This is a genomic window from Pseudomonas sp. LPB0260 (assembly GCF_013388395.1).
Map to the genome: position 1 here is coordinate 2,653,807 of NZ_CP058247.1, position 16,908 is coordinate 2,670,714.

Consider the following 16,908-nt stretch of genomic DNA (forward strand, 5'->3'; position numbering starts at 1 on the left):
CGGGTCAGTCCCTATACTCGCCAGCTGGATAAATAAACAGTAGGGTTGTCGGCAAGTCTCGGCAGCCTGGATGGAAGACCGGTCATGACCCTGATCCTCGGCATCGATCCCGGTTCGCGCATCACCGGCTACGGTGTGGTGCGCGACACCGGGCGCAGTTGCGAATATGTCGCCTCCGGCTGTATCCGCACCGGCAGCGGAGCCTTGCCCGAGCGCTTGCAGATCGTGTTTCGCGGGGTGCGCGAGGTGATCGAGAGTTACGGTCCGGTGACCATGGGGATCGAGCAGGTGTTCATGGCGCGCAATGCCGACTCGGCGCTGAAGCTCGGCCAGGCGCGCGGCGCGGCGATCCTCGCGGGGGTCGAGGCGGGCCTGGAGGTGGCCGAATACACCGCCACCCAGGTCAAGCAGGCGATCGCCGGCAGCGGCGGGGCGGACAAGGAGCAGGTGCAGATGATGGTAATGCACCTGCTCAAGCTGGTGCAGAAGCCGCAGATCGACGCTTCGGATGCCCTGGCCATCGCCCTGTGTCACGCCCATCACCGGCAGAGCCTGATTCCCCATGGTCTGTCCGGCGCGAAGCGGCGCAGCGGTCGCCTTCGTTTGTAACGTTACTCAAGGAAAATTTCGGTGATCGGACGTTTGCGCGGCACCCTGGCGGAGAAGCAGCCGCCCCATGTGATGGTGGATGTGAATGGCCTCGGCTACGAGCTGGAGGTGCCCATGACCACTCTCTACCGCCTGCCCGCGGTGGGCGAGTCGTTGACCCTGCACACTCATCTGGTGGTGCGTGAGGATGCCCACCTGCTCTACGGCTTCTTCGAGAAGCGCGAGCGCGAGCTGTTCCGCGAGCTGATCCGTCTCAATGGCGTCGGCCCGAAACTGGCCTTGGCCCTGATGTCCGGGCTGGAGGTCGATGAGCTGGTGCGCTGCGTGCAGGCCCAGGACACCTCGGCCCTGGTCAGGGTGCCGGGGGTCGGCAAGAAGACCGCCGAGCGCCTGCTGGTGGAATTGAAGGGGCGCTTCAAGGCCTGGGAGGCCGTGCCCGGAATGGCCACCCTGGTGGTGGAACCTCAGGGCATCGCTGCAGTCTCAAGCGCGGAGAATGATGCGGTCAGCGCGTTGATTTCCCTCGGTTACAAGCCCCAGGAAGCCAGTCGCGCGGTCTCGGCCATCAAGGAGGAAGGGTTGAGCAGTGAAGACATGATCCGCCGCGCCCTCAAGGGCATGATCTAACGTGCGACCTGGCTCACGCCGAGCGGTGGAGTTCGTCGGCGCCTGGGTACCGCCTCTTGATTTGCCGTTTCACGGCGTCCAGTGTGGCCGCTTCATGGCCTGCACGGCATTCGCCGTGACGCCCCAACCTATTCCGATACAGAGCCACAGATGATAGAAGCCGACCGTCTGATCACTGCCAGCCCCCGCGAACGTGAGGAACAGGTAGATCGCGCCATTCGCCCGTTGAAGCTGGCCGAGTACATCGGCCAGCCAAATGTGCGCGAGCAGATGGAGCTGTTCATTCAGGCGGCCAAGGGCCGCGCGGAAGCGCTCGACCACACGCTGATCTTCGGACCGCCCGGCCTGGGCAAGACCACCCTGGCCAATATCATCGCCCAGGAAATGGGCGTGTCGATCAAGAGCACCTCCGGTCCCGTGCTGGAGCGTCCCGGTGATCTGGCGGCGTTGCTGACCAACCTCGAGCCGGGCGATGTGCTGTTTGTCGATGAAATCCATCGCCTGTCGCCGATAGTCGAAGAAGTGCTGTATCCAGCGATGGAGGACTTCCAGCTCGACATCATGATTGGCGAGGGGCCGGCGGCGCGGTCGATCAAGCTGGACCTGCCGCCCTTCACCCTGGTCGGCGCCACCACCCGCGCCGGCATGCTGACCAACCCGCTGCGCGACCGCTTCGGGATTGTCCAGCGCCTGGAGTTCTACAGCGTCGAGGACCTGGCGACCATCGTCGGGCGGTCAGCCGGGATTCTTGGCCTGCCGATCGAGGCCCAGGGTGCCTTCGAGATCGCCCGTCGCGCCCGCGGCACACCGCGTATCGCCAACCGCCTGCTGCGCCGCGTGCGCGATTTCGCCGAGGTGCGCGGCAAGGGCGAGATCACCCGGCAGATCGCCGACCTGGCGCTCAATCTGCTGGATGTCGATGAGCGAGGCTTCGACCACCAGGACCGCCGGTTGCTGCTGGCCATGATCGAGAAGTTCGATGGCGGCCCGGTCGGCGTCGACAGCCTGGCGGCGGCCATCAGCGAAGAGCGCCATACCATCGAGGATGTGCTGGAGCCCTACCTGATTCAACAGGGCTACATCATGCGCACGCCGCGCGGGCGCGTGGTGACCCGGCATGCCTACCTGCATTTCGGCCTGAATACCCCCAAACGCATGGGCGAGGCGCCGGTGGCGGACTTATTCGATGGTGGTGATGCGTGAAAAAATACTTGCTGCACCCGATTGGCAAGAGCAGGAGCTGAGACTAGAGTATGCGCGCGCAAAACGGAGTTCAGCCGTTCGCTCATCGTTGTCGTGTTTACTACGAAGACACCGATGCCGGCGGCATCGTCTACTACGTCAATTACCTCAAGTTTATGGAACGGGCCCGCACCGAGCGGCTGCGCGACCTGGGCTTCGCCCAATCGACGCTGGCTGGTGAGGGCCTGTTGTTCGTCGTGCATTCCACCGAGGCGCGCTATCACGCGCCGGCACGCCTGGACGACGAACTGCTGGTGAGCGCCGACGTAATCGATTTGAACCGCGCCAGCCTGCGCTTTCGTCAGCAAGTCAGGCGGGTGGCGGATGATGTGCTGCTCTGTGAAGGGCAGTTTTTGGTGGCCTGTGTGCGCGCCGACAATTTGAAACCCCGGGCCATTCCCGAAACGCTGCGAGCGGCCTTTGCCGAGACGGGCGGCACCGGTCCATCTAGAGCAGGAGAGTAAGCGTGGAAGCCAACGCCAACGCCGTTGACCATATGTCGATGTGGAGCCTGATCAGCAACGCCAGTCTGGTGGTGCAGCTGGTGATGCTGACCCTGGTGGCCGCCTCGGTCACCTCGTGGGTCATGATTTTTCAGCGCAGCACCCTGCTGCGCGCGGCCAAGCGCGCCCTGGACATGTTCGAGGAGCGTTTCTGGTCGGGCATCGACCTGTCCAAGCTGTATCGTCAGGCCGGTAGCAACCCCGATCCGGACTCGGGTCTGGAGCAGATCTTCCGCGCCGGCTTCAAGGAGTTCTCGCGCCTGCGCCAGCAGCCCGGCGTCGATCCGGACGCGGTGATGGACGGCGTGTCGCGGGCCATGCGCGTGGCCATCTCGCGGGAAGAGGAAAAGCTCGAGCAGAGCCTGCCGTTCCTTGCCACCGTCGGTTCCACCAGCCCCTACATCGGCCTGTTCGGTACCGTGTGGGGCATCATGAACTCCTTCCGCGGCCTGGCCCAGGTGCAGCAGGCCACCCTCGCCACCGTGGCGCCGGGTATCGCCGAAGCGCTGATCGCCACGGCCATCGGTCTGTTCGCCGCGATTCCGGCGGTGATCGCCTACAACCGTTTCTCCGCCCGCGGCGAGATGCTGATCGGTCGCTACTACACCTTCGCCGACGAGTTCCAGGCGATCCTGCACCGCAAAGTGCATACCACCGACGACTAAGCCTCAGGCGTTCAGGATAGGTTTCAGGCCATGGCCAGAATTCGCAACAGACGCAAGCCGGTCGCCGAGATGAACGTGGTGCCCTACATCGACGTGATGTTGGTACTGCTGGTGATCTTCATGGTGACCGCGCCGATGCTCAACCAGGGGGTCAAGGTCGACCTGCCGAAAGTCAGCAGCGAGGTGTTGCCGCAGGATAACGACGCCCAGGTGCTGACCATTTCGATCAAGGCCGACAAGTCCTACTACTGGAACATGGGCACCGAAGTCGATGTCGACACCGTTCAGGATCAGGCGCTGACCCTCGAGGAGATGGTCCGGGCGGTCACCGCCATCCTCAACCAGAGCCGCAGCCAGGGCAAGCAGGTGCAGGTCTTCGTGCGCGGCGACAAGGCGGTCGATTACGGTTCCGTGATGGCGGCCATGAGTGGCTTGCAGCAGGCCGACGTGGGTAACGTCGGGCTGATCACCGAGGCGCCCTGATGCAGCAGCGCGAGCGCTCTCCTTCGGAAAGCCTGTTCTGGCCGGTGGTCTGGGCCGTGAGTCTGCACGTCCTGATGTTCGCCATGCTGTTCGTCAGCTTTGCCTTTGCCCCGGACCTGCCGCCGGCCAGGCCGATCGTCCAGGCCACCCTGTATCAGTTGAAGTCGCAGAGCCAGGCGACCACCCAGACCAATCAGAAGATTGCCGGTGAGGCGAAGAAAACCGCCGCGCCGCAGTACGAGACCGAGCAGCTGGAGCTGAAGAAGGCCGAGCAGCAGAAGCAGGCGGCGGCCAAGGCAGCGGAACAAAAGAAGGCCGAAGAGGCTCGAAAGGCCGAAGCGGTGAAGAAGGCCGAAGCCGCCAAGCAGGCCGAGGCAGCCAAGGCGGCCGAGCAGAAGAAGCTGGCTGATATCGCCAAGAAGAAGGCGGCAGAGGAAGAGGCGAAGAAGAAAGCCGCCGAAGACGCCAAGAAAAAGGCCGCCGAAGAGGCTAAAAAGAAAGCCGCCGAAGAGGCAAAGAAAAAGGCCGCAGCGGAGGCCGCGAAGAAGAAGGCCGCCGACGATGCCAAGAAGAAGGCAGCCGAGCAGGCGCGCAAGGCCGTCGAAGACAAGAAGGCGGCGGCATTGGCCGAACTGCTTTCGGATAATGTGGAGCACCAGCAGGCGCTGGCCGAGACCCATGGCGACCAGGTTGCCGGTAGTCTCGATGACTTGATCGTCAGGCTGGTGAGCGAGCAGTGGCGTAGGCCGCCTTCGGCGCGTAACGGCATGAGTGTGGAAATTCTCATCGAGATGCTGCCCGATGGCACTATCACCAACGCCAGCGTGACCCGTGGCAGTGGTGATGCGCCCTTCGACAGTTCCGCCGTACAAGCGGTGCGCAACGTAGGGCGTATCGTCGAGATGCAACAACTTGATCGCGCCACGTTCGACCGGCTTTACCGGCAGCGTCGCGTCATCTTCAAACCGGAGGATTTAGGTCTGTGAACACCTTGATGCGTATCGTCCTGTTGGGGCTGACCTTGTTGGTCGGCAGCGTACAGGCCGCTGATCCACTGGTGATTACCAGTGGTACCGATCGCGCCACGCCGATCGCCGTGGTGCCCTTCGGCTGGCAGGGCGGCACCGTGCTGCCGGAGGACATTGCTGAGATCGTCGGCAACGACCTGCGCAACTCCGGGGTGTTCGAGCCGATTCCACGGCAGAACATGATCAGCCTGCCGACCCAGGCCAGCGAGGTCATCTACCGCGACTGGAAGGCCCTCGGCGCGCAGTACGTCCTGGTCGGCAGCATGGTGCCTGCCGGCGGTCGCCTGCAGGTGCAGTTCGCCCTGTTCAACGTGGCCACCGAGCAGCAGGTATTGACCGGTAGCGTTGGCGGTGGCGTCGACCAGCTGCGCGACATGGCCCACCATATCGCCGACCTGGCGTTCGAGAAGCTCACCGGGGTCAAGGGCGCATTCTCCACCCGCATGCTCTATGTCACCGCCGAGCGTTTCGCGGTGAACAACACCCGCTACACCCTGCAGCGTTCTGACTACGACGGCGCCCGCGCGGTGACCCTGTTGCAATCGCGCGAGCCGATTCTGTCGCCGTCCTTCGCGCCGGACGGCCGTCGCATCGCCTACGTGTCGTTCGAGCAGAAGCGCCCGCGTATCTTCGTGCAGCACATCGATACCGGTCGTCGCGAGCAGATCACCAATTTCGAGGGCTTGAACGGCGCGCCGTCCTGGTCGCCGGATGGCAGTCGCCTGGCTTTCGTGCTGTCGCGTGATGGCAATCCGGAGATCTACGTGATGGACATGGGCTCGCGCCAGCTGCGCCGCGTGACCAATCACTACGCCATCGATACCGAGCCGTTCTGGGGCAAGGATGGGCAGACCATCTACTTCACCTCCGATCGCGCCGGCAAACCACAGATTTACAAGACCAACATCAGCAGCGGTGCGGTGGATCGAGTGACCTTCGTGGGTAACTACAACGCCAATCCGAAGCTTTCCGCTGATGAAAAGACTCTGGTGATGATCCATCGCCAGGATGGTTTTACCGTGTTCAAGGTAGCTGCCATGGATCTGGCGCGCGGTGGGGCGCCGCGCATCCTTTCTGATACAAGTTTGGATGAATCTCCCACTGTTGCACCTAATGGCACCATGCTAATCTACGCCACCCGCCAGCAGGGTCGGGGAGTCTTGATGTTAGCGTCCATCAACGGACGTGTGAGGCTCCCTCTTCCTACCGCTCAAGGCGAAGTTCGAGAGCCTTCCTGGTCCCCCTACCTGAACTGATGCGGCGTTTTACCTTTAAACTTTTGCTTAACACATTTGGGGTTACATGATGGAAATGCTGAAATTCGGCAAATTTGCTGCTCTGAGCCTGGCTCTGGCCGTGGCTGTAGGTTGCTCCTCGAAGGGCGGTGACGCTGCTGGTGAAGGCGCGATTGATCCGAACGCCGGTTACGGCGCAAACACCGGTGCCGTTGACGGCAGCCTGAGCGAAGAAGCTGCTCTGCGCGCTATCACCACCTTCTACTTCGAGTACGACAGCTCCGACCTGAAGCCGGAAGCCATGCGCGCTCTGGACGTTCACGCCAAGGACCTGAAAGGCAACGGCGCTCGCGTCGTTCTGGAAGGCCACGCTGACGAGCGCGGTACCCGCGAGTACAACATCGCCCTGGGCGAGCGTCGTGCCAAGGCCGTTCAGCGCTACCTGGTGCTGCAGGGCGTTTCCCCGGCTCAGCTGGAACTGGTTTCCTACGGCGAAGAGCGTGCGATTGCCACTGGCAACGACGAGCAGTCCTGGGCTCAGAACCGCCGCGTCGAACTGCGCAAGTAATTTGCCATGCGTAGTAGCCGTCGTGTTGTGACCGTTTTGGCCCTCTGCCTGCCGCTCGCGGCCTGGGCCGAGGTTCCCGTGGTGGATAACGATGCCGCTTATGGCGGCAGCTATCCGCCCGCCGGTTACGGCACGACTGGCGCCTACGTCGGGGGAGGGGCGGAAGCCCCTGCCTCGGCGCAGGGCATGATGTTCACCCAGCTGCAGCAGATGCAGCAGGAGATCGCGCAGCTGCGTGGTCTGCTCGAAGAGCAGCAATACGAAATCCAGCGTTTGAAGCAGGAAAGCCTGGAGCGTTACCAGGATCTTGATCGACGCTTGAACAGTGGTTCCGCAAGTGCTGCGGCCGCTCAGAATTCCCCCTCCGACGGCTCCCTTGGTGCCGGCGGCGTATCTCAATCCCCTATTGCTCAGGCGCCCGCGGCAAGCGGCCCCGCCGATCCGGAGAAGGAAAAGCTGTTTTATGACGCTGCCTTCGACCTGATCAAGGCCAAGGACTTCGACAAGGCCAGCCAGGCCTTCGGCGCCTTCTTGCGCAAGTATCCGAACAGTCAGTACGCCGGCAATGCCCAGTACTGGCTGGGCGAGGTGAACCTGGCCAAGGGCGACCTGCAGGCTGCCGGCCAGGCCTTTGCCCGGGTCAGTCAGGCCTACCCGCAGCACGCCAAGGTGCCGGATTCGCTGTTCAAGTTGGCCGATGTGGAGCAACGCTTGGGTAATGCCGACAAGGCCAAGGGCATTTTGCGCCAGATCATCGCCCAGTATCCCGGAAGTTCGGCTGCCCAGCTGGCGCAGCGCGATCTGCAGCGCTTGCCCTAGAAGCTGAATCGTCGATCAAGAAAACCCGCGCCTAGCGCGGGTTTTTTCGTTAGAATCGGCGCCCCCTTTCCCGCAACGGAGGCGGATGGCCTGTTTAGCCGTCACGCCCGTGGCTGATATGCAAGAAACCCTGCGAATTACCGAGATTTTCTACTCGCTGCAGGGGGAGACGCGCACTGCCGGCTTGCCGACCGTGTTCGTACGCCTCACCGGCTGTCCCCTGCGCTGCCAGTATTGCGACACCGCCTATGCCTTTAGTGGTGGCGAGATCATGTCCCTGGACGCCATCGTCGAGCAGGTCGCGCGCTACAAGCCGCGCTACATCTGCGTGACGGGTGGTGAGCCGCTGGCGCAACCGAACTGCATCCCCTTGCTCGAGCGCCTGTGCGATGCTGGCTACGAGGTGTCGCTGGAAACCAGTGGCGCCCTGGATGTGTCGGCGGTCGATCCGCGGGTCAGCAGGGTGCTTGATCTCAAGACGCCCGGATCGGCCGAAGTGGCGCGCAATCGATATGAGAATATCGAATTGCTGACGAGCAACGATCAGGTCAAGTTCGTCATCTGCTCCCGCGAGGACTATGACTGGGCGGTGACCAAGCTGATCCAGTACCGCCTGCATGAGCGTGCCGGCGAGGTGTTGTTCTCGCCCAGTCATCACGAGCTGGATGCGCGCGCGCTGGCCGACTGGATAGTGACCGACAACCTGCCTGTGCGCCTGCAGATGCAGTTGCACAAGATCCTCTGGGACGATGAGCCGGGGCATTGAGCATGAGCGATAAGAAAGCCGTCATTCTTCTCTCTGGTGGCCTGGATTCGGCCACCGTGGTGGCGCTGGCCAAGGCCCAGGGCTATGCCTGCTACAGCATGAGCTTCGACTATGGTCAGCGCCATCGAGCCGAACTGCAGGCGGCCGAGCGAGTAGCCAGGCAGTTGGGCGTGATCGAGCACAAGGTCATTGGCCTCAGTCTCGACGGCATCGGCGGTTCGGCCCTGACCGACAGCAGTATCGAGGTGCCGGAGTCGCCCAGCGAGGGCATTCCCGTTACCTATGTGCCGGCGCGTAATACCGTGTTCCTGTCCCTGGCGCTGGGGTGGGCCGAAGTGCTGGGCGCGCGGGATATCTTCATCGGGGTCAACGCGGTGGACTATTCCGGCTACCCGGACTGTCGCCCCGAGTTCATCGAGGCTTTCGAGCGCCTGGCCAACCTGGCGACCAAGGTCGGGGTCGAAGGGCAGGGCTTCCGCATTCAGGCCCCGCTGCAGGATATGAGCAAGGCCGAGATCATCCAGGCCGGCCTGCAGCATGGTGTGGATTACGCGCTGACCGTGTCCTGCTACCAGGCCGACGCGGATGGCCGCGCCTGTGGCAAATGCGACAGCTGCCGCCTGCGCGCTGCGGGCTTTGTTGGGGCCGGCGTCGCCGATCCCACCCGCTACTGCTAAAAAGTTTTCACGAGGTGTTGTTTTTCTGAATTAAATCAGTATTATACGCCTCGCGTTGGGTCGTTAGCTCAGTTGGTAGAGCAGTTGGCTTTTAACCAATTGGTCGTAGGTTCGAATCCTACACGACCCACCAACCTCCTTCCTCGTAGTGCCTCCCCGTGTTCCCGTCCTGTCTGCTCTCGCACATTCTCCTGGCGGGTATACTAGAACTCCGCTCTGAATAGACCTTCACAGGGCCTTATGACATGACGCAGATTTCCGAACGCCTCCTGGTTCAAGCTCATCTCGATGCCAAGCAGCCCAAGCCGCTGACGCCCGAGCAAGAGTCCTTCTACCGCTCCGAGATCGCCGCCGAGCTGAAAAAGCAGAACGCCGTGCTGGTCGCTCACTACTACTGCGATCCGGTGCTGCAAGCGCTCGCCGAGGAGACCGGTGGTTGCGTCTCCGACTCCCTGGAGATGGCCCGATTCGGTAATCAGCACTCGGCGCAGACGGTGCTGGTGGCCGGCGTCAAGTTCATGGGCGAGACGGCAAAGATCCTCAATCCGGAAAAGCGTGTGCTGATGCCGACGCTCGAGGCGACCTGTTCCTTGGACCTGGGATGCCCGGTGGACGAGTTCGCCGCGTTCTGCGACCAGCACCCGCAGCGTACCGTGGTGGTCTATGCCAATACCTCGGCGGCGGTGAAGGCGCGGGCCGACTGGGTGGTGACCTCGAGCTGCGCGGTGGAGATCGTCGAGCACCTGATGGACAACGGCGAGAGCATCATCTGGGCGCCGGATCAGCACCTGGGGCGCTATATCCAGAACAAGACCGGGGCCGACATGCTGCTGTGGGACGGTGCCTGCATCGTTCACGAGGAGTTCAAGGCCAAGCAGCTCGAAGACATGAAGGCGCTGTACCCGGACGCCGCGGTGCTGGTGCATCCGGAGTCGCCGACCGCGGTGATCGAACTGGCCGACGCGGTGGGCTCCACCAGCCAGTTGATCAAGGCGGCGCAGACCCTGCCGAACAAGACCTTCATCGTCGCCACCGACCGTGGCATCTTCTACAAGATGCAGCAGCTGTGCCCGGACAAGGAATTCGTCGAGGCGCCGACCGCCGGTAACGGCGCGGCCTGCCGCAGCTGCGCGCACTGCCCGTGGATGGCGATGAATACTCTGGAGCGGACCCTGGCCTGCCTGCGTGAAGGCAGCAACGAGATTCATGTCGATCCGGCGTTGATCCCGCGGGCGATCAGGCCGCTCAAGCGCATGCTGGACTTCACCCAGGCGGCACGCCTGAAGCTGGCCGGCAACGCCTGACGGCGGTGCAGCAGGTACAAAAAAGCCCGGTGAGTCCGGGCTTTTTGCTGTCTGCCTAGCGCAGCATCTGTTCGATCATGCGCTGATCTTCCATCAGTTCGCGCTGCCGCGCGTCGATGCGTGAAGCCAGCTGGAAGTTGTTGCTGGCGCGGCGCTTGGCGAAGTCGAGCTGTTCGATGGCCTCGTCGAAATCGCCGACCAGGGCGAAGTACTCGGCGCGGGCCTGGTGCAGGCCGACGGTGTTGCCGCTGAGGCCGCGAACCTCGGCGACCAGGTACCAGATATCCGGATCCTTTGCGCGGCTCTTCAGCAGTTCGTCGAGGGCGCGCTCAGCGTCCTGCGCGCGCCCCTGCTTCAGCAGCAGGTCGACACGGGCCTGTTGCAGCGGGTAGCTGTTCGGATACAGCGCGAGCAGCCGCTCGATGCGCGCCTGGGCCTCATCGAGACGGCTGGCGGCGATGTCCAGCTCGATCTGTGCCAGGTTGTAGGTCGGATCGTTCGGCTCGTTCTGCAGCAGCGGCTGCAGCGTCTCACGCGCCTGCTGGTGTTGGCCGCCTTTGATCTGCGCCAAGGCCAGGCCGTAGCGTGCCGCATCGAGCTTGGGGTTCTCCTCGAGCATGCTGCGAAAGCGCTTGGCGGCAAGGCCAGGAGTGCCTTCGTAGATCAGGCTGACCCGGGCGCGCATCAGCTGGTAGCGCAGGCTGTCCTTGATGCCGCCGCCGGCATGCTGCTCGGCGCGGTTGCGCGTATCGGCGATGCGCGATTCGGAGACCGGGTGGGTGAGGAGGAATTCCGGTGGCTTGCGGTCGTAGCGGTACTGGCGCATGAGGCGCTCGAACATGCTCGGCATGGCCCGCGGATCGAAGCCGGCCTTCTCCAGGTTGACCAGGCCGATGCGGTCGGCTTCCTGCTCGTTCTGCCGGGAAAAGCGCCGTTGTTCCTGGATCGCCGCCGCCTGCGTCGAGGCGATGGTGGCGATGCCGACGTCTCCGGCGCCGGCGGCGGCGGCGACTATGCCGGCCAGCATCGCTGCCATCATCGGTACCTGCATGCGCTGCTGGGCTTCCAGGCCGCGGGCGAAGTGGCGCTGCGACAGGTGTGCCAGTTCGTGGGCCATGACCGAGGCGTACTCGGCTTCGGTCTGGGCATAGAGGAACAGCCCGCCGTTGACCCCGATGATTCCGCCGGGCGCGGCGAAGGCGTTGATCTGCGGGCTGTCGAGCAGGACGAACTCCAGGCGGCGGTCCTGCAGCTGGCTGGTTTCGCTGAGGCGGTAGACGCTGCTCTCGACGAACTCCTTGAGTTGCGGGTCGGACAGCTGGCTGATCTGTCCGCGCAGCAGGCCGAGCCAGGCGCGCCCGAGTTGGTGTTCTTGCTGGGGCGAAACCAGCGAGGAGCTGGCATCGCCGAGCGATGGCAGATCGCTGGCGGTTGCCGGCAGGGCGAGCAGGCAGGCGAGCGTCAACAGGGTAGGGCGCAGAACATTCATGCACGGGGCTCTTGGCGGACAAAGGCGATACTGTAGCCGCGCAGGTGTTCGCCTGGCCAGGGCTGTGCGGCCTTCGGTATCCTATGGGTCTATCTCGGAGGGTGGCATGAACGAAACGCAAGAGTGGCTCGAGACCTGCGACGCGGAGCTGGATGCCAGTGGCTTGAACTGTCCGTTGCCGCTGCTCAAGGCCAAGTTGGAGCTGAACAAGCTGGCCAGCGGTGCCGTGCTCAAGGTCATTGCCACGGATGCCGGCTCGCAACGCGACCTGCGCGCCTTCGCGACGCTCGCCGGGCATTGCCTGCTGCACGAGGAAGTCGAGGGCGGTGTCTATCGCTACTGGTTGCGCAAGGCCTGACGCACTGTCTGCGCGGGTCGTTTCTATTTAAGGAATCTTGATGGTTAAGGTGTTACGCGACTGGCTGCACCGCTACTTCTCCGATGAGCAGGCCGTGGTGCTGGCGGTGTTACTGATCCTGGGTTTTGCCGTGATCCTGACCCTGGGCGGGATGCTCGCCCCGGTGCTAACCGGGCTGGTGCTGGCGTTCCTGATGCAGGGGCTGGTCAGCGCCCTGGAGCGCCTGCGGCTGCCGCAGTTGGTAGCGGTGTGGCTGGTGTTCGCGCTGTTCATGAGTCTGCTCGGCCTGTTTCTGTTGGTGCTGATGCCGCTGCTGTGGCGGCAGCTGAGCAACCTGTTCAACGAGCTGCCGCGGATGTTCGGCGAGTGGCAGACGCTGTTCCTGCTGCTACCGGAGCGCTACCCGAACTTGATCAGCGACGCCCAGGTGCTGCAGCTGATCGAGGCGGTGCGTGGCGAGCTCGGCCAGTTCGGCCAATGGGCACTGTCCTTCTCCCTGGCCAGCCTGCCGCTGCTGGTCGGCGTGATGATCTACGTGGTGCTGGTGCCCATTCTGGTGTTCTTCTTCCTCAAGGACCGGCGGCTGATCGGTGAGTGGTTGCGTGGCTACCTGCCCCGCGAGCGCGCCCTGATCACCCAGGTGGCGCAGGAGATGAATCAGCAGATCGCCAACTATATCCGCGGCAAGTTCATCGAGATCCTCATCTGTGGTGGCGTCACCTACGTCGCCTTCGCCGCGCTTGGCCTCAACTACGCGGCGCTGCTAGCGCTGGCGGTGGGGCTGTCGGTGGTGGTGCCCTATATCGGCGCGGTGGTGGTGACCGTGCCGGTGGCGCTGATCGCGTTGTTCCAGTGGGGCTTTAGCGATCAGTTCCTCTACCTGATGGTGGTCTACGGCGTGATCCAGGCGCTGGACGGCAACGTGCTGGTGCCGCTGCTATTTTCCGAGGCGGTCAACCTGCACCCGGTGGCGATCATCTGCGCGGTGCTGCTGTTTGGCGGTCTGTGGGGGTTCTGGGGGGTGTTCTTCGCCATTCCCCTGGCCACCCTGTTCAAGGCAGTGTTGAGCGCCTGGCCGCGGCGCGAGCTGCAGGTGCCGGTACAGGGGGAGTAGAAAGAAAAAAGGCCGCATCGCGCGGCCTTTTTCATGCGGTGCTCGATTAGCCCTGGTTCAGGGTCTGGGCTGCCGCCAGCACGGCGTCGACGTGACCGGGCACCTTGACCCCGCGCCACTCATGGCGCAGCACGCCATCCTTGTCGATCAGGAAGGTGCTGCGGTCGACGCCCAGGTACTCCTTGCCGTAGAGCTTCTTCAGCTTGATCACCTCGAACAGCTGGCAGAGTGCCTCGTCCTTGTCCGAGATCAGCTCGAACGGGAAGGCCTGCTTGGCCTTGAAGTTCTCATGGGACTTCAGTCCGTCGCGCGATACGCCGAAGATCAGGGTGTTGGCCGCCTGAAACGCCGGATACTGGTCGCGAAAACCCTGGCCCTCGGTGGTGCAGCCTGGGGTGCTGTCCTTCGGGTAGAAGTAGAGCACCACCTGCTGGCCGCGCAGAGCGGACAGCTGGATCGATTGGCCGCTGGTGGCTTGCGCCTGGAAGTCGGGAACGGCTTGGTCGAGGGACACGGCCATGGTCGGGCTCCTTATGGGTTCTGCGGGCGCCAGGGCTCGATCAGCGCATCGAGGTTCAGGGCGTCGGCGAAGTCGAGGAACTGGTCGCGCAGCCAGCTGATCTGGGTGCCGGCCGGCAGGGTCACGGTCAGGGTGGCGTTGAGCATGGTGCCGCCGGTCTGGGGTGCCTGGTAGGTGTCGCAGGTCAGGTTCTCCAGCTCGACGTGGTGATCGATGAAGAACTGGCACAGCTCGTTGAGAATGTCCGGGCGATACACCGAGCTGACGTAAGCGACGTAGGGCAGGGCCTGGGGGCGATTGTCCGCGGCGCCGCTGCGAGTGACGTTGACCGAGAACGAATGTTTCTTGGCCAGCGCCGGCAGGCTGGACTCCAGGCGGGCCAGGGCATCCCAGCTGCCGGAGATCTGCAGGATCAGCGCGCTGAACTCACCGTGGCGACTCAGGCGGGTGCTGACCACGGCGCAGCGGCTTTCATGGCTGGCGCGGCACAGCACATTGGTCAGCTCCATGGCGTTGGGACCGAGTGCACTGATGACGAGGAATTGTTCGCGAACTGGGGGGGTGGACATGCAGCCTTCCTAAAACGATGAACGGTCGGTCCGCAGGTGCGGTGCCGAGCAAAGCCGGAAGGGTAGCGAAAAGCGCCGCCCAGGGGAATGCTCGGGGTCGGCGCGCGCATGGAATATTCGCTGATGCGCGCTGGCTCGCCACTTGCCCCAAGGCCTTGTCCTTCGCTTGTGCAAGCCAGGTGGCGCCAGTACCATTACGGCTCTCATTTTCCAGCAGGAGCGGTTGCATGATTGCGGGCAGTATGGTGGCACTGGTCACGCCCATGGATGCGCAGGGTGGTCTCGACTGGGACAGCCTGAGCAAACTGGTGGATTTCCACCTGCAAGAGGGCACCAACGCCATCGTCGCGGTCGGCACCACGGGTGAGTCCGCCACGCTGGAAGTGACCGAGCATATCGAGGCGATCCGCCGCGTGGTCGACCAGGTCGCCGGGCGCATCCCGGTGATTGCCGGCACCGGTGGCAACTCTACCCGCGAGTCGGTCGAACTGACCCGCGCAGCCAAGGACGTCGGTGCCGACGCCTGCCTGCTGGTGACCCCCTACTACAACAAGCCGACCCAGGAAGGCCTGTACCTGCATTTCCGCCACATCGCCGAGGCGGTGGCGATTCCGCAGATCCTCTACAACGTGCCGGGCCGTACGGCCTGCGACATGCTGCCGGAGACCGTCGAGCGACTGTCGAAGATCGATAACATCATCGGCATCAAGGAAGCCACCGGCGACCTGCAGCGTGGCCAGGAAGTGCTGGATCGGGTGAGCAAGGACTTCCTGGTCTATTCCGGTGACGATGCCACCGCCGTCGAGCTGATGCTGATGGGCGGCAAGGGCAATATCTCGGTCACCGCCAACGTCGCCCCGCGGGCGATGAGCGACCTGTGCGCCGCGGCCATGCGTGGCGATGCGGCCCTGGCGCGGGCCATCAACGACCGCTTGATGCCGTTGCACAAGACGCTGTTCATCGAGTCCAACCCGATTCCGGTGAAGTGGGCCCTGCACGAAATGGGCATGATGCCGGAAGGCATCCGTCTGCCGTTGACCTGGCTCAGTCCGCGCTGTCATGAACCGCTGCGTCAGGCCCTGCGCCAGTCCGGCGTATTGGTTTAATCGAGGAAATACTACGCATGAAGCGACTGGCCGGACTCTCTGCACTTGCCCTGATCATCTCCAGCACCAGCGGTTGTGGCTGGTTGTGGGGGGAAGATGGTTATTTCCGTGATCGGGGTAGCGACTACCTCAGCGCGCGGCAAACCGCCCCTATGCAACTGCCGGCGAATGTCGAGGCCAAGCGCCTCGACCCCCTGTTGCCGGTTCCGCAGCAGGTGGCCAGCAGCACCGCCGAAGGTGAGTTCGAGGTGCCGCGCCCACAGTCCCTGGCTGTGCGTGGCGATGCCAGCGAGTTCAGCCTGCAGAAGAGCGGCGAGTCGCGCTGGCTGGTGGCGCAGCGCGTACCGGCGGAAGTCTGGCCGGTGGCCCGGCAGTTCTTTGCCGACAACGGCTTTCGCATCGCCGAAGAGCGCCCGCAGACTGGCGAGTTCAGCACCGAGTGGCAGCGTCTCGATGGCCTCTCCAGCGCCTTGGCGCGCCGCCTGAGCAGCCGCGCCCCGGGCGTGGCTGCAGATGCCGAGACCCGTGTGCGGGTGCGCATCGAGCCCGGCGTGCAACGCAATACCAGCGAGATCTTCGTGGCCAGCGCCGAGCGTCCGGCCGGTAGCAATGCCGACGTGGCCTTCACCAGTCGCGGCACCAACTCCGCGCTGGATGCCGCCTTGCTCGACGAGATGCTGGCGAACATGGCGCGCAGCGTCGAGCAGGGCGGTTCGGTATCGCTGCTGGCCGCCCGCGATTTCGACGCACCGAGCCGGGTCAGCCTGTCGGAAGACGGCAACGGCAATCCGGTGCTGAACCTCGGCGCCGACTTCGATCGCGCCTGGTCGGGTGTAGGCCGTTCCCTGGAGTTGGCCGACGTGCGCGTCGACGACCTCAATCGCAGCCTCGGGGTGTACTACATCAACCTGGCAGAAGGCACCAAGAAGAAGGGCGAGAAGCCGGGCTTCTTCGGTTCGCTGCTCGGCGGCGAGGCGGACAAGGAAGAGATCGAGGCCCGGGCCGAGCGCTATCAGGTGCGCCTGACGCCGGTGGGTGACAGCGTCCAGGTCACCGTGGAAAAGGACCTCAACACCGTGGCGCCGGCCGATGTCGCGCGCCGGGTGCTGGGCCTGATCCAGGAAAACCTCGGCTAGAAACCGAACCACTGGCCCGCGCCGCAGGTGCGGCTCGGGCGAAAACCAATAGGCGAAACCCTCCCGGTTTCGCCTGTTTCGTTTGCTAAA

At 63.7% G+C, this 16,908-nt stretch carries 19 protein-coding genes, 1 tRNA gene and 1 pseudogene; 18 read left to right on the plus strand and 3 right to left on the minus strand.

The features are described 5' to 3' along the window. Positions 1–84: 84 nt before the first annotated feature. The 14 genes and pseudogenes from ruvC to nadA all read left to right on the plus strand — a co-directional run bounded on the left by ruvC (position 85) and on the right by nadA (position 10,526). Positions 85–609: a crossover junction endodeoxyribonuclease RuvC gene (ruvC, locus tag LPB260_RS11865; RefSeq protein WP_208708924.1), complete on the plus strand. Its 525-nt coding sequence runs from the start codon at positions 85–87 to the stop codon at positions 607–609. 21 nt (positions 610–630) lie between these two features. Beyond that, positions 631–1,236: a Holliday junction branch migration protein RuvA gene (gene ruvA, locus LPB260_RS11870; RefSeq protein ID WP_208708925.1), complete on the plus strand. Its 606-nt coding sequence runs from the start codon at positions 631–633 to the stop codon at positions 1,234–1,236. Between the two features lie 150 nt (positions 1,237–1,386). Beyond that, positions 1,387–2,439: a Holliday junction branch migration DNA helicase RuvB gene (ruvB, locus tag LPB260_RS11875; protein ID WP_208708926.1), complete on the plus strand. Its 1,053-nt coding sequence runs from the start codon at positions 1,387–1,389 to the stop codon at positions 2,437–2,439. Between the two features lie 50 nt (positions 2,440–2,489). Further along, positions 2,490–2,970 (plus strand): annotated as a pseudogene (gene ybgC / locus LPB260_RS11880) (tol-pal system-associated acyl-CoA thioesterase). A 4-nt stretch (positions 2,971–2,974) separates the two neighbouring features. Then, on the plus strand, positions 2,975–3,646 hold the full coding sequence (gene tolQ / locus LPB260_RS11885) for a protein TolQ (protein ID WP_208710187.1): 672 nt from the start codon (positions 2,975–2,977) through the stop codon (positions 3,644–3,646). Positions 3,647–3,676: 30 nt separating this feature from the next. After that, positions 3,677–4,129, plus strand: a complete 453-nt coding sequence (gene tolR, locus LPB260_RS11890; RefSeq protein ID WP_208708928.1) for a protein TolR — start codon at positions 3,677–3,679, stop codon at positions 4,127–4,129. Beyond that, a complete protein-coding gene (gene tolA, locus LPB260_RS11895) occupies positions 4,126–5,115 on the plus strand; it encodes a cell envelope integrity protein TolA (protein WP_208710189.1) in 990 nt (329 codons plus the stop codon). The genes tolR and tolA overlap by 4 nt, the downstream gene beginning before the upstream one ends. Further along, positions 5,112–6,413, plus strand: coding sequence for a Tol-Pal system beta propeller repeat protein TolB (tolB, locus tag LPB260_RS11900; RefSeq protein ID WP_208708929.1), 1,302 nt, complete (start codon positions 5,112–5,114; stop codon positions 6,411–6,413). The genes tolA and tolB overlap by 4 nt, the downstream gene beginning before the upstream one ends. A gap of 49 nt (positions 6,414–6,462) precedes the next feature. Beyond that, positions 6,463–6,960, plus strand: coding sequence for a peptidoglycan-associated lipoprotein Pal (gene pal, locus LPB260_RS11905; protein WP_208710192.1), 498 nt, complete (start codon positions 6,463–6,465; stop codon positions 6,958–6,960). Positions 6,961–6,966: 6 nt separating this feature from the next. Beyond that, on the plus strand, positions 6,967–7,779 hold the full coding sequence (gene ybgF / locus LPB260_RS11910) for a tol-pal system protein YbgF (RefSeq protein ID WP_208708930.1): 813 nt from the start codon (positions 6,967–6,969) through the stop codon (positions 7,777–7,779). Between the two features lie 118 nt (positions 7,780–7,897). Further along, positions 7,898–8,545 carry a 7-carboxy-7-deazaguanine synthase QueE gene (queE, locus tag LPB260_RS11915; protein ID WP_208708931.1) on the plus strand — a complete coding sequence of 216 codons (648 nt, stop codon included), beginning with the start codon at positions 7,898–7,900 and terminating at the stop codon, positions 8,543–8,545. A 2-nt stretch (positions 8,546–8,547) separates the two neighbouring features. Further along, complete coding sequence (gene queC, locus LPB260_RS11920) at positions 8,548–9,222, plus strand: 7-cyano-7-deazaguanine synthase QueC (protein WP_208708932.1); 675 nt, start codon at positions 8,548–8,550, stop codon at positions 9,220–9,222. Between the two features lie 57 nt (positions 9,223–9,279). After that, positions 9,280–9,355: transfer RNA gene (locus LPB260_RS11925), tRNA-Lys, on the plus strand. 112 nt (positions 9,356–9,467) lie between these two features. Next, on the plus strand, positions 9,468–10,526 hold the full coding sequence (gene nadA / locus LPB260_RS11930) for a quinolinate synthase NadA (protein ID WP_208708933.1): 1,059 nt from the start codon (positions 9,468–9,470) through the stop codon (positions 10,524–10,526). 55 nt (positions 10,527–10,581) lie between these two features. Here nadA and LPB260_RS11935 read toward each other — a convergent pair whose 3' ends face one another. Continuing rightward, positions 10,582–12,015, minus strand: a complete 1,434-nt coding sequence (locus LPB260_RS11935) for a M48 family metalloprotease (protein WP_208708934.1) — start codon at positions 12,013–12,015, stop codon at positions 10,582–10,584. 106 nt (positions 12,016–12,121) lie between these two features. Between LPB260_RS11935 and LPB260_RS11940 the strand changes: the two genes are divergently transcribed. Then, complete coding sequence (locus LPB260_RS11940; RefSeq protein ID WP_208708935.1) at positions 12,122–12,373, plus strand: sulfurtransferase TusA family protein; 252 nt, start codon at positions 12,122–12,124, stop codon at positions 12,371–12,373. A 40-nt stretch (positions 12,374–12,413) separates the two neighbouring features. Beyond that, a complete protein-coding gene (locus LPB260_RS11945) occupies positions 12,414–13,487 on the plus strand; it encodes an AI-2E family transporter (protein ID WP_208708936.1) in 1,074 nt (357 codons plus the stop codon). A gap of 46 nt (positions 13,488–13,533) precedes the next feature. Here LPB260_RS11945 and LPB260_RS11950 read toward each other — a convergent pair whose 3' ends face one another. Continuing rightward, positions 13,534–14,007: a peroxiredoxin gene (locus tag LPB260_RS11950; RefSeq protein ID WP_208708937.1), complete on the minus strand. Its 474-nt coding sequence runs from the start codon at positions 14,005–14,007 to the stop codon at positions 13,534–13,536. A gap of 11 nt (positions 14,008–14,018) precedes the next feature. Next, positions 14,019–14,576, minus strand: a complete 558-nt coding sequence (locus LPB260_RS11955) for a glycine cleavage system protein R (protein ID WP_208708938.1) — start codon at positions 14,574–14,576, stop codon at positions 14,019–14,021. Positions 14,577–14,803: 227 nt separating this feature from the next. Between LPB260_RS11955 and dapA the strand changes: the two genes are divergently transcribed. Together dapA and bamC are read left to right on the plus strand one after the other, a co-directional pair. Next, on the plus strand, positions 14,804–15,682 hold the full coding sequence (gene dapA, locus LPB260_RS11960) for a 4-hydroxy-tetrahydrodipicolinate synthase (RefSeq protein ID WP_208708939.1): 879 nt from the start codon (positions 14,804–14,806) through the stop codon (positions 15,680–15,682). A gap of 17 nt (positions 15,683–15,699) precedes the next feature. Beyond that, entirely contained in the window at positions 15,700–16,818 is a 1,119-nt protein-coding gene (bamC, locus tag LPB260_RS11965) for an outer membrane protein assembly factor BamC (protein WP_208708940.1), read from the plus strand. The last annotated feature ends 90 nt before the right edge of the window (positions 16,819–16,908 follow it).

Coding starts and splice junctions, on each gene's coding strand:
- LPB260_RS11940 (WP_208708935.1), top strand. CDS start 12,122: ATGAACGAAACGCAAGAGTGGCTCGAGACCTGCGACGCGGAGCTGGAT.
- LPB260_RS11955 (WP_208708938.1), bottom strand. CDS start 14,576: ATGTCCACCCCCCCAGTTCGCGAACAATTCCTCGTCATCAGTGCACTC.
- LPB260_RS11950 (WP_208708937.1), bottom strand. CDS start 14,007: ATGGCCGTGTCCCTCGACCAAGCCGTTCCCGACTTCCAGGCGCAAGCC.
- tolQ (WP_208710187.1), top strand. CDS start 2,975: ATGTCGATGTGGAGCCTGATCAGCAACGCCAGTCTGGTGGTGCAGCTG.
- LPB260_RS11935 (WP_208708934.1), bottom strand. CDS start 12,015: ATGAATGTTCTGCGCCCTACCCTGTTGACGCTCGCCTGCCTGCTCGCC.
- LPB260_RS11945 (WP_208708936.1), top strand. CDS start 12,414: ATGGTTAAGGTGTTACGCGACTGGCTGCACCGCTACTTCTCCGATGAG.
- ruvC (WP_208708924.1), top strand. CDS start 85: ATGACCCTGATCCTCGGCATCGATCCCGGTTCGCGCATCACCGGCTAC.
- nadA (WP_208708933.1), top strand. CDS start 9,468: ATGACGCAGATTTCCGAACGCCTCCTGGTTCAAGCTCATCTCGATGCC.
- queC (WP_208708932.1), top strand. CDS start 8,548: ATGAGCGATAAGAAAGCCGTCATTCTTCTCTCTGGTGGCCTGGATTCG.
- pal (WP_208710192.1), top strand. CDS start 6,463: ATGGAAATGCTGAAATTCGGCAAATTTGCTGCTCTGAGCCTGGCTCTG.
- bamC (WP_208708940.1), top strand. CDS start 15,700: ATGAAGCGACTGGCCGGACTCTCTGCACTTGCCCTGATCATCTCCAGC.
- ybgF (WP_208708930.1), top strand. CDS start 6,967: ATGCGTAGTAGCCGTCGTGTTGTGACCGTTTTGGCCCTCTGCCTGCCG.
- ruvB (WP_208708926.1), top strand. CDS start 1,387: ATGATAGAAGCCGACCGTCTGATCACTGCCAGCCCCCGCGAACGTGAG.
- queE (WP_208708931.1), top strand. CDS start 7,898: ATGCAAGAAACCCTGCGAATTACCGAGATTTTCTACTCGCTGCAGGGG.
- tolR (WP_208708928.1), top strand. CDS start 3,677: ATGGCCAGAATTCGCAACAGACGCAAGCCGGTCGCCGAGATGAACGTG.
- dapA (WP_208708939.1), top strand. CDS start 14,804: ATGATTGCGGGCAGTATGGTGGCACTGGTCACGCCCATGGATGCGCAG.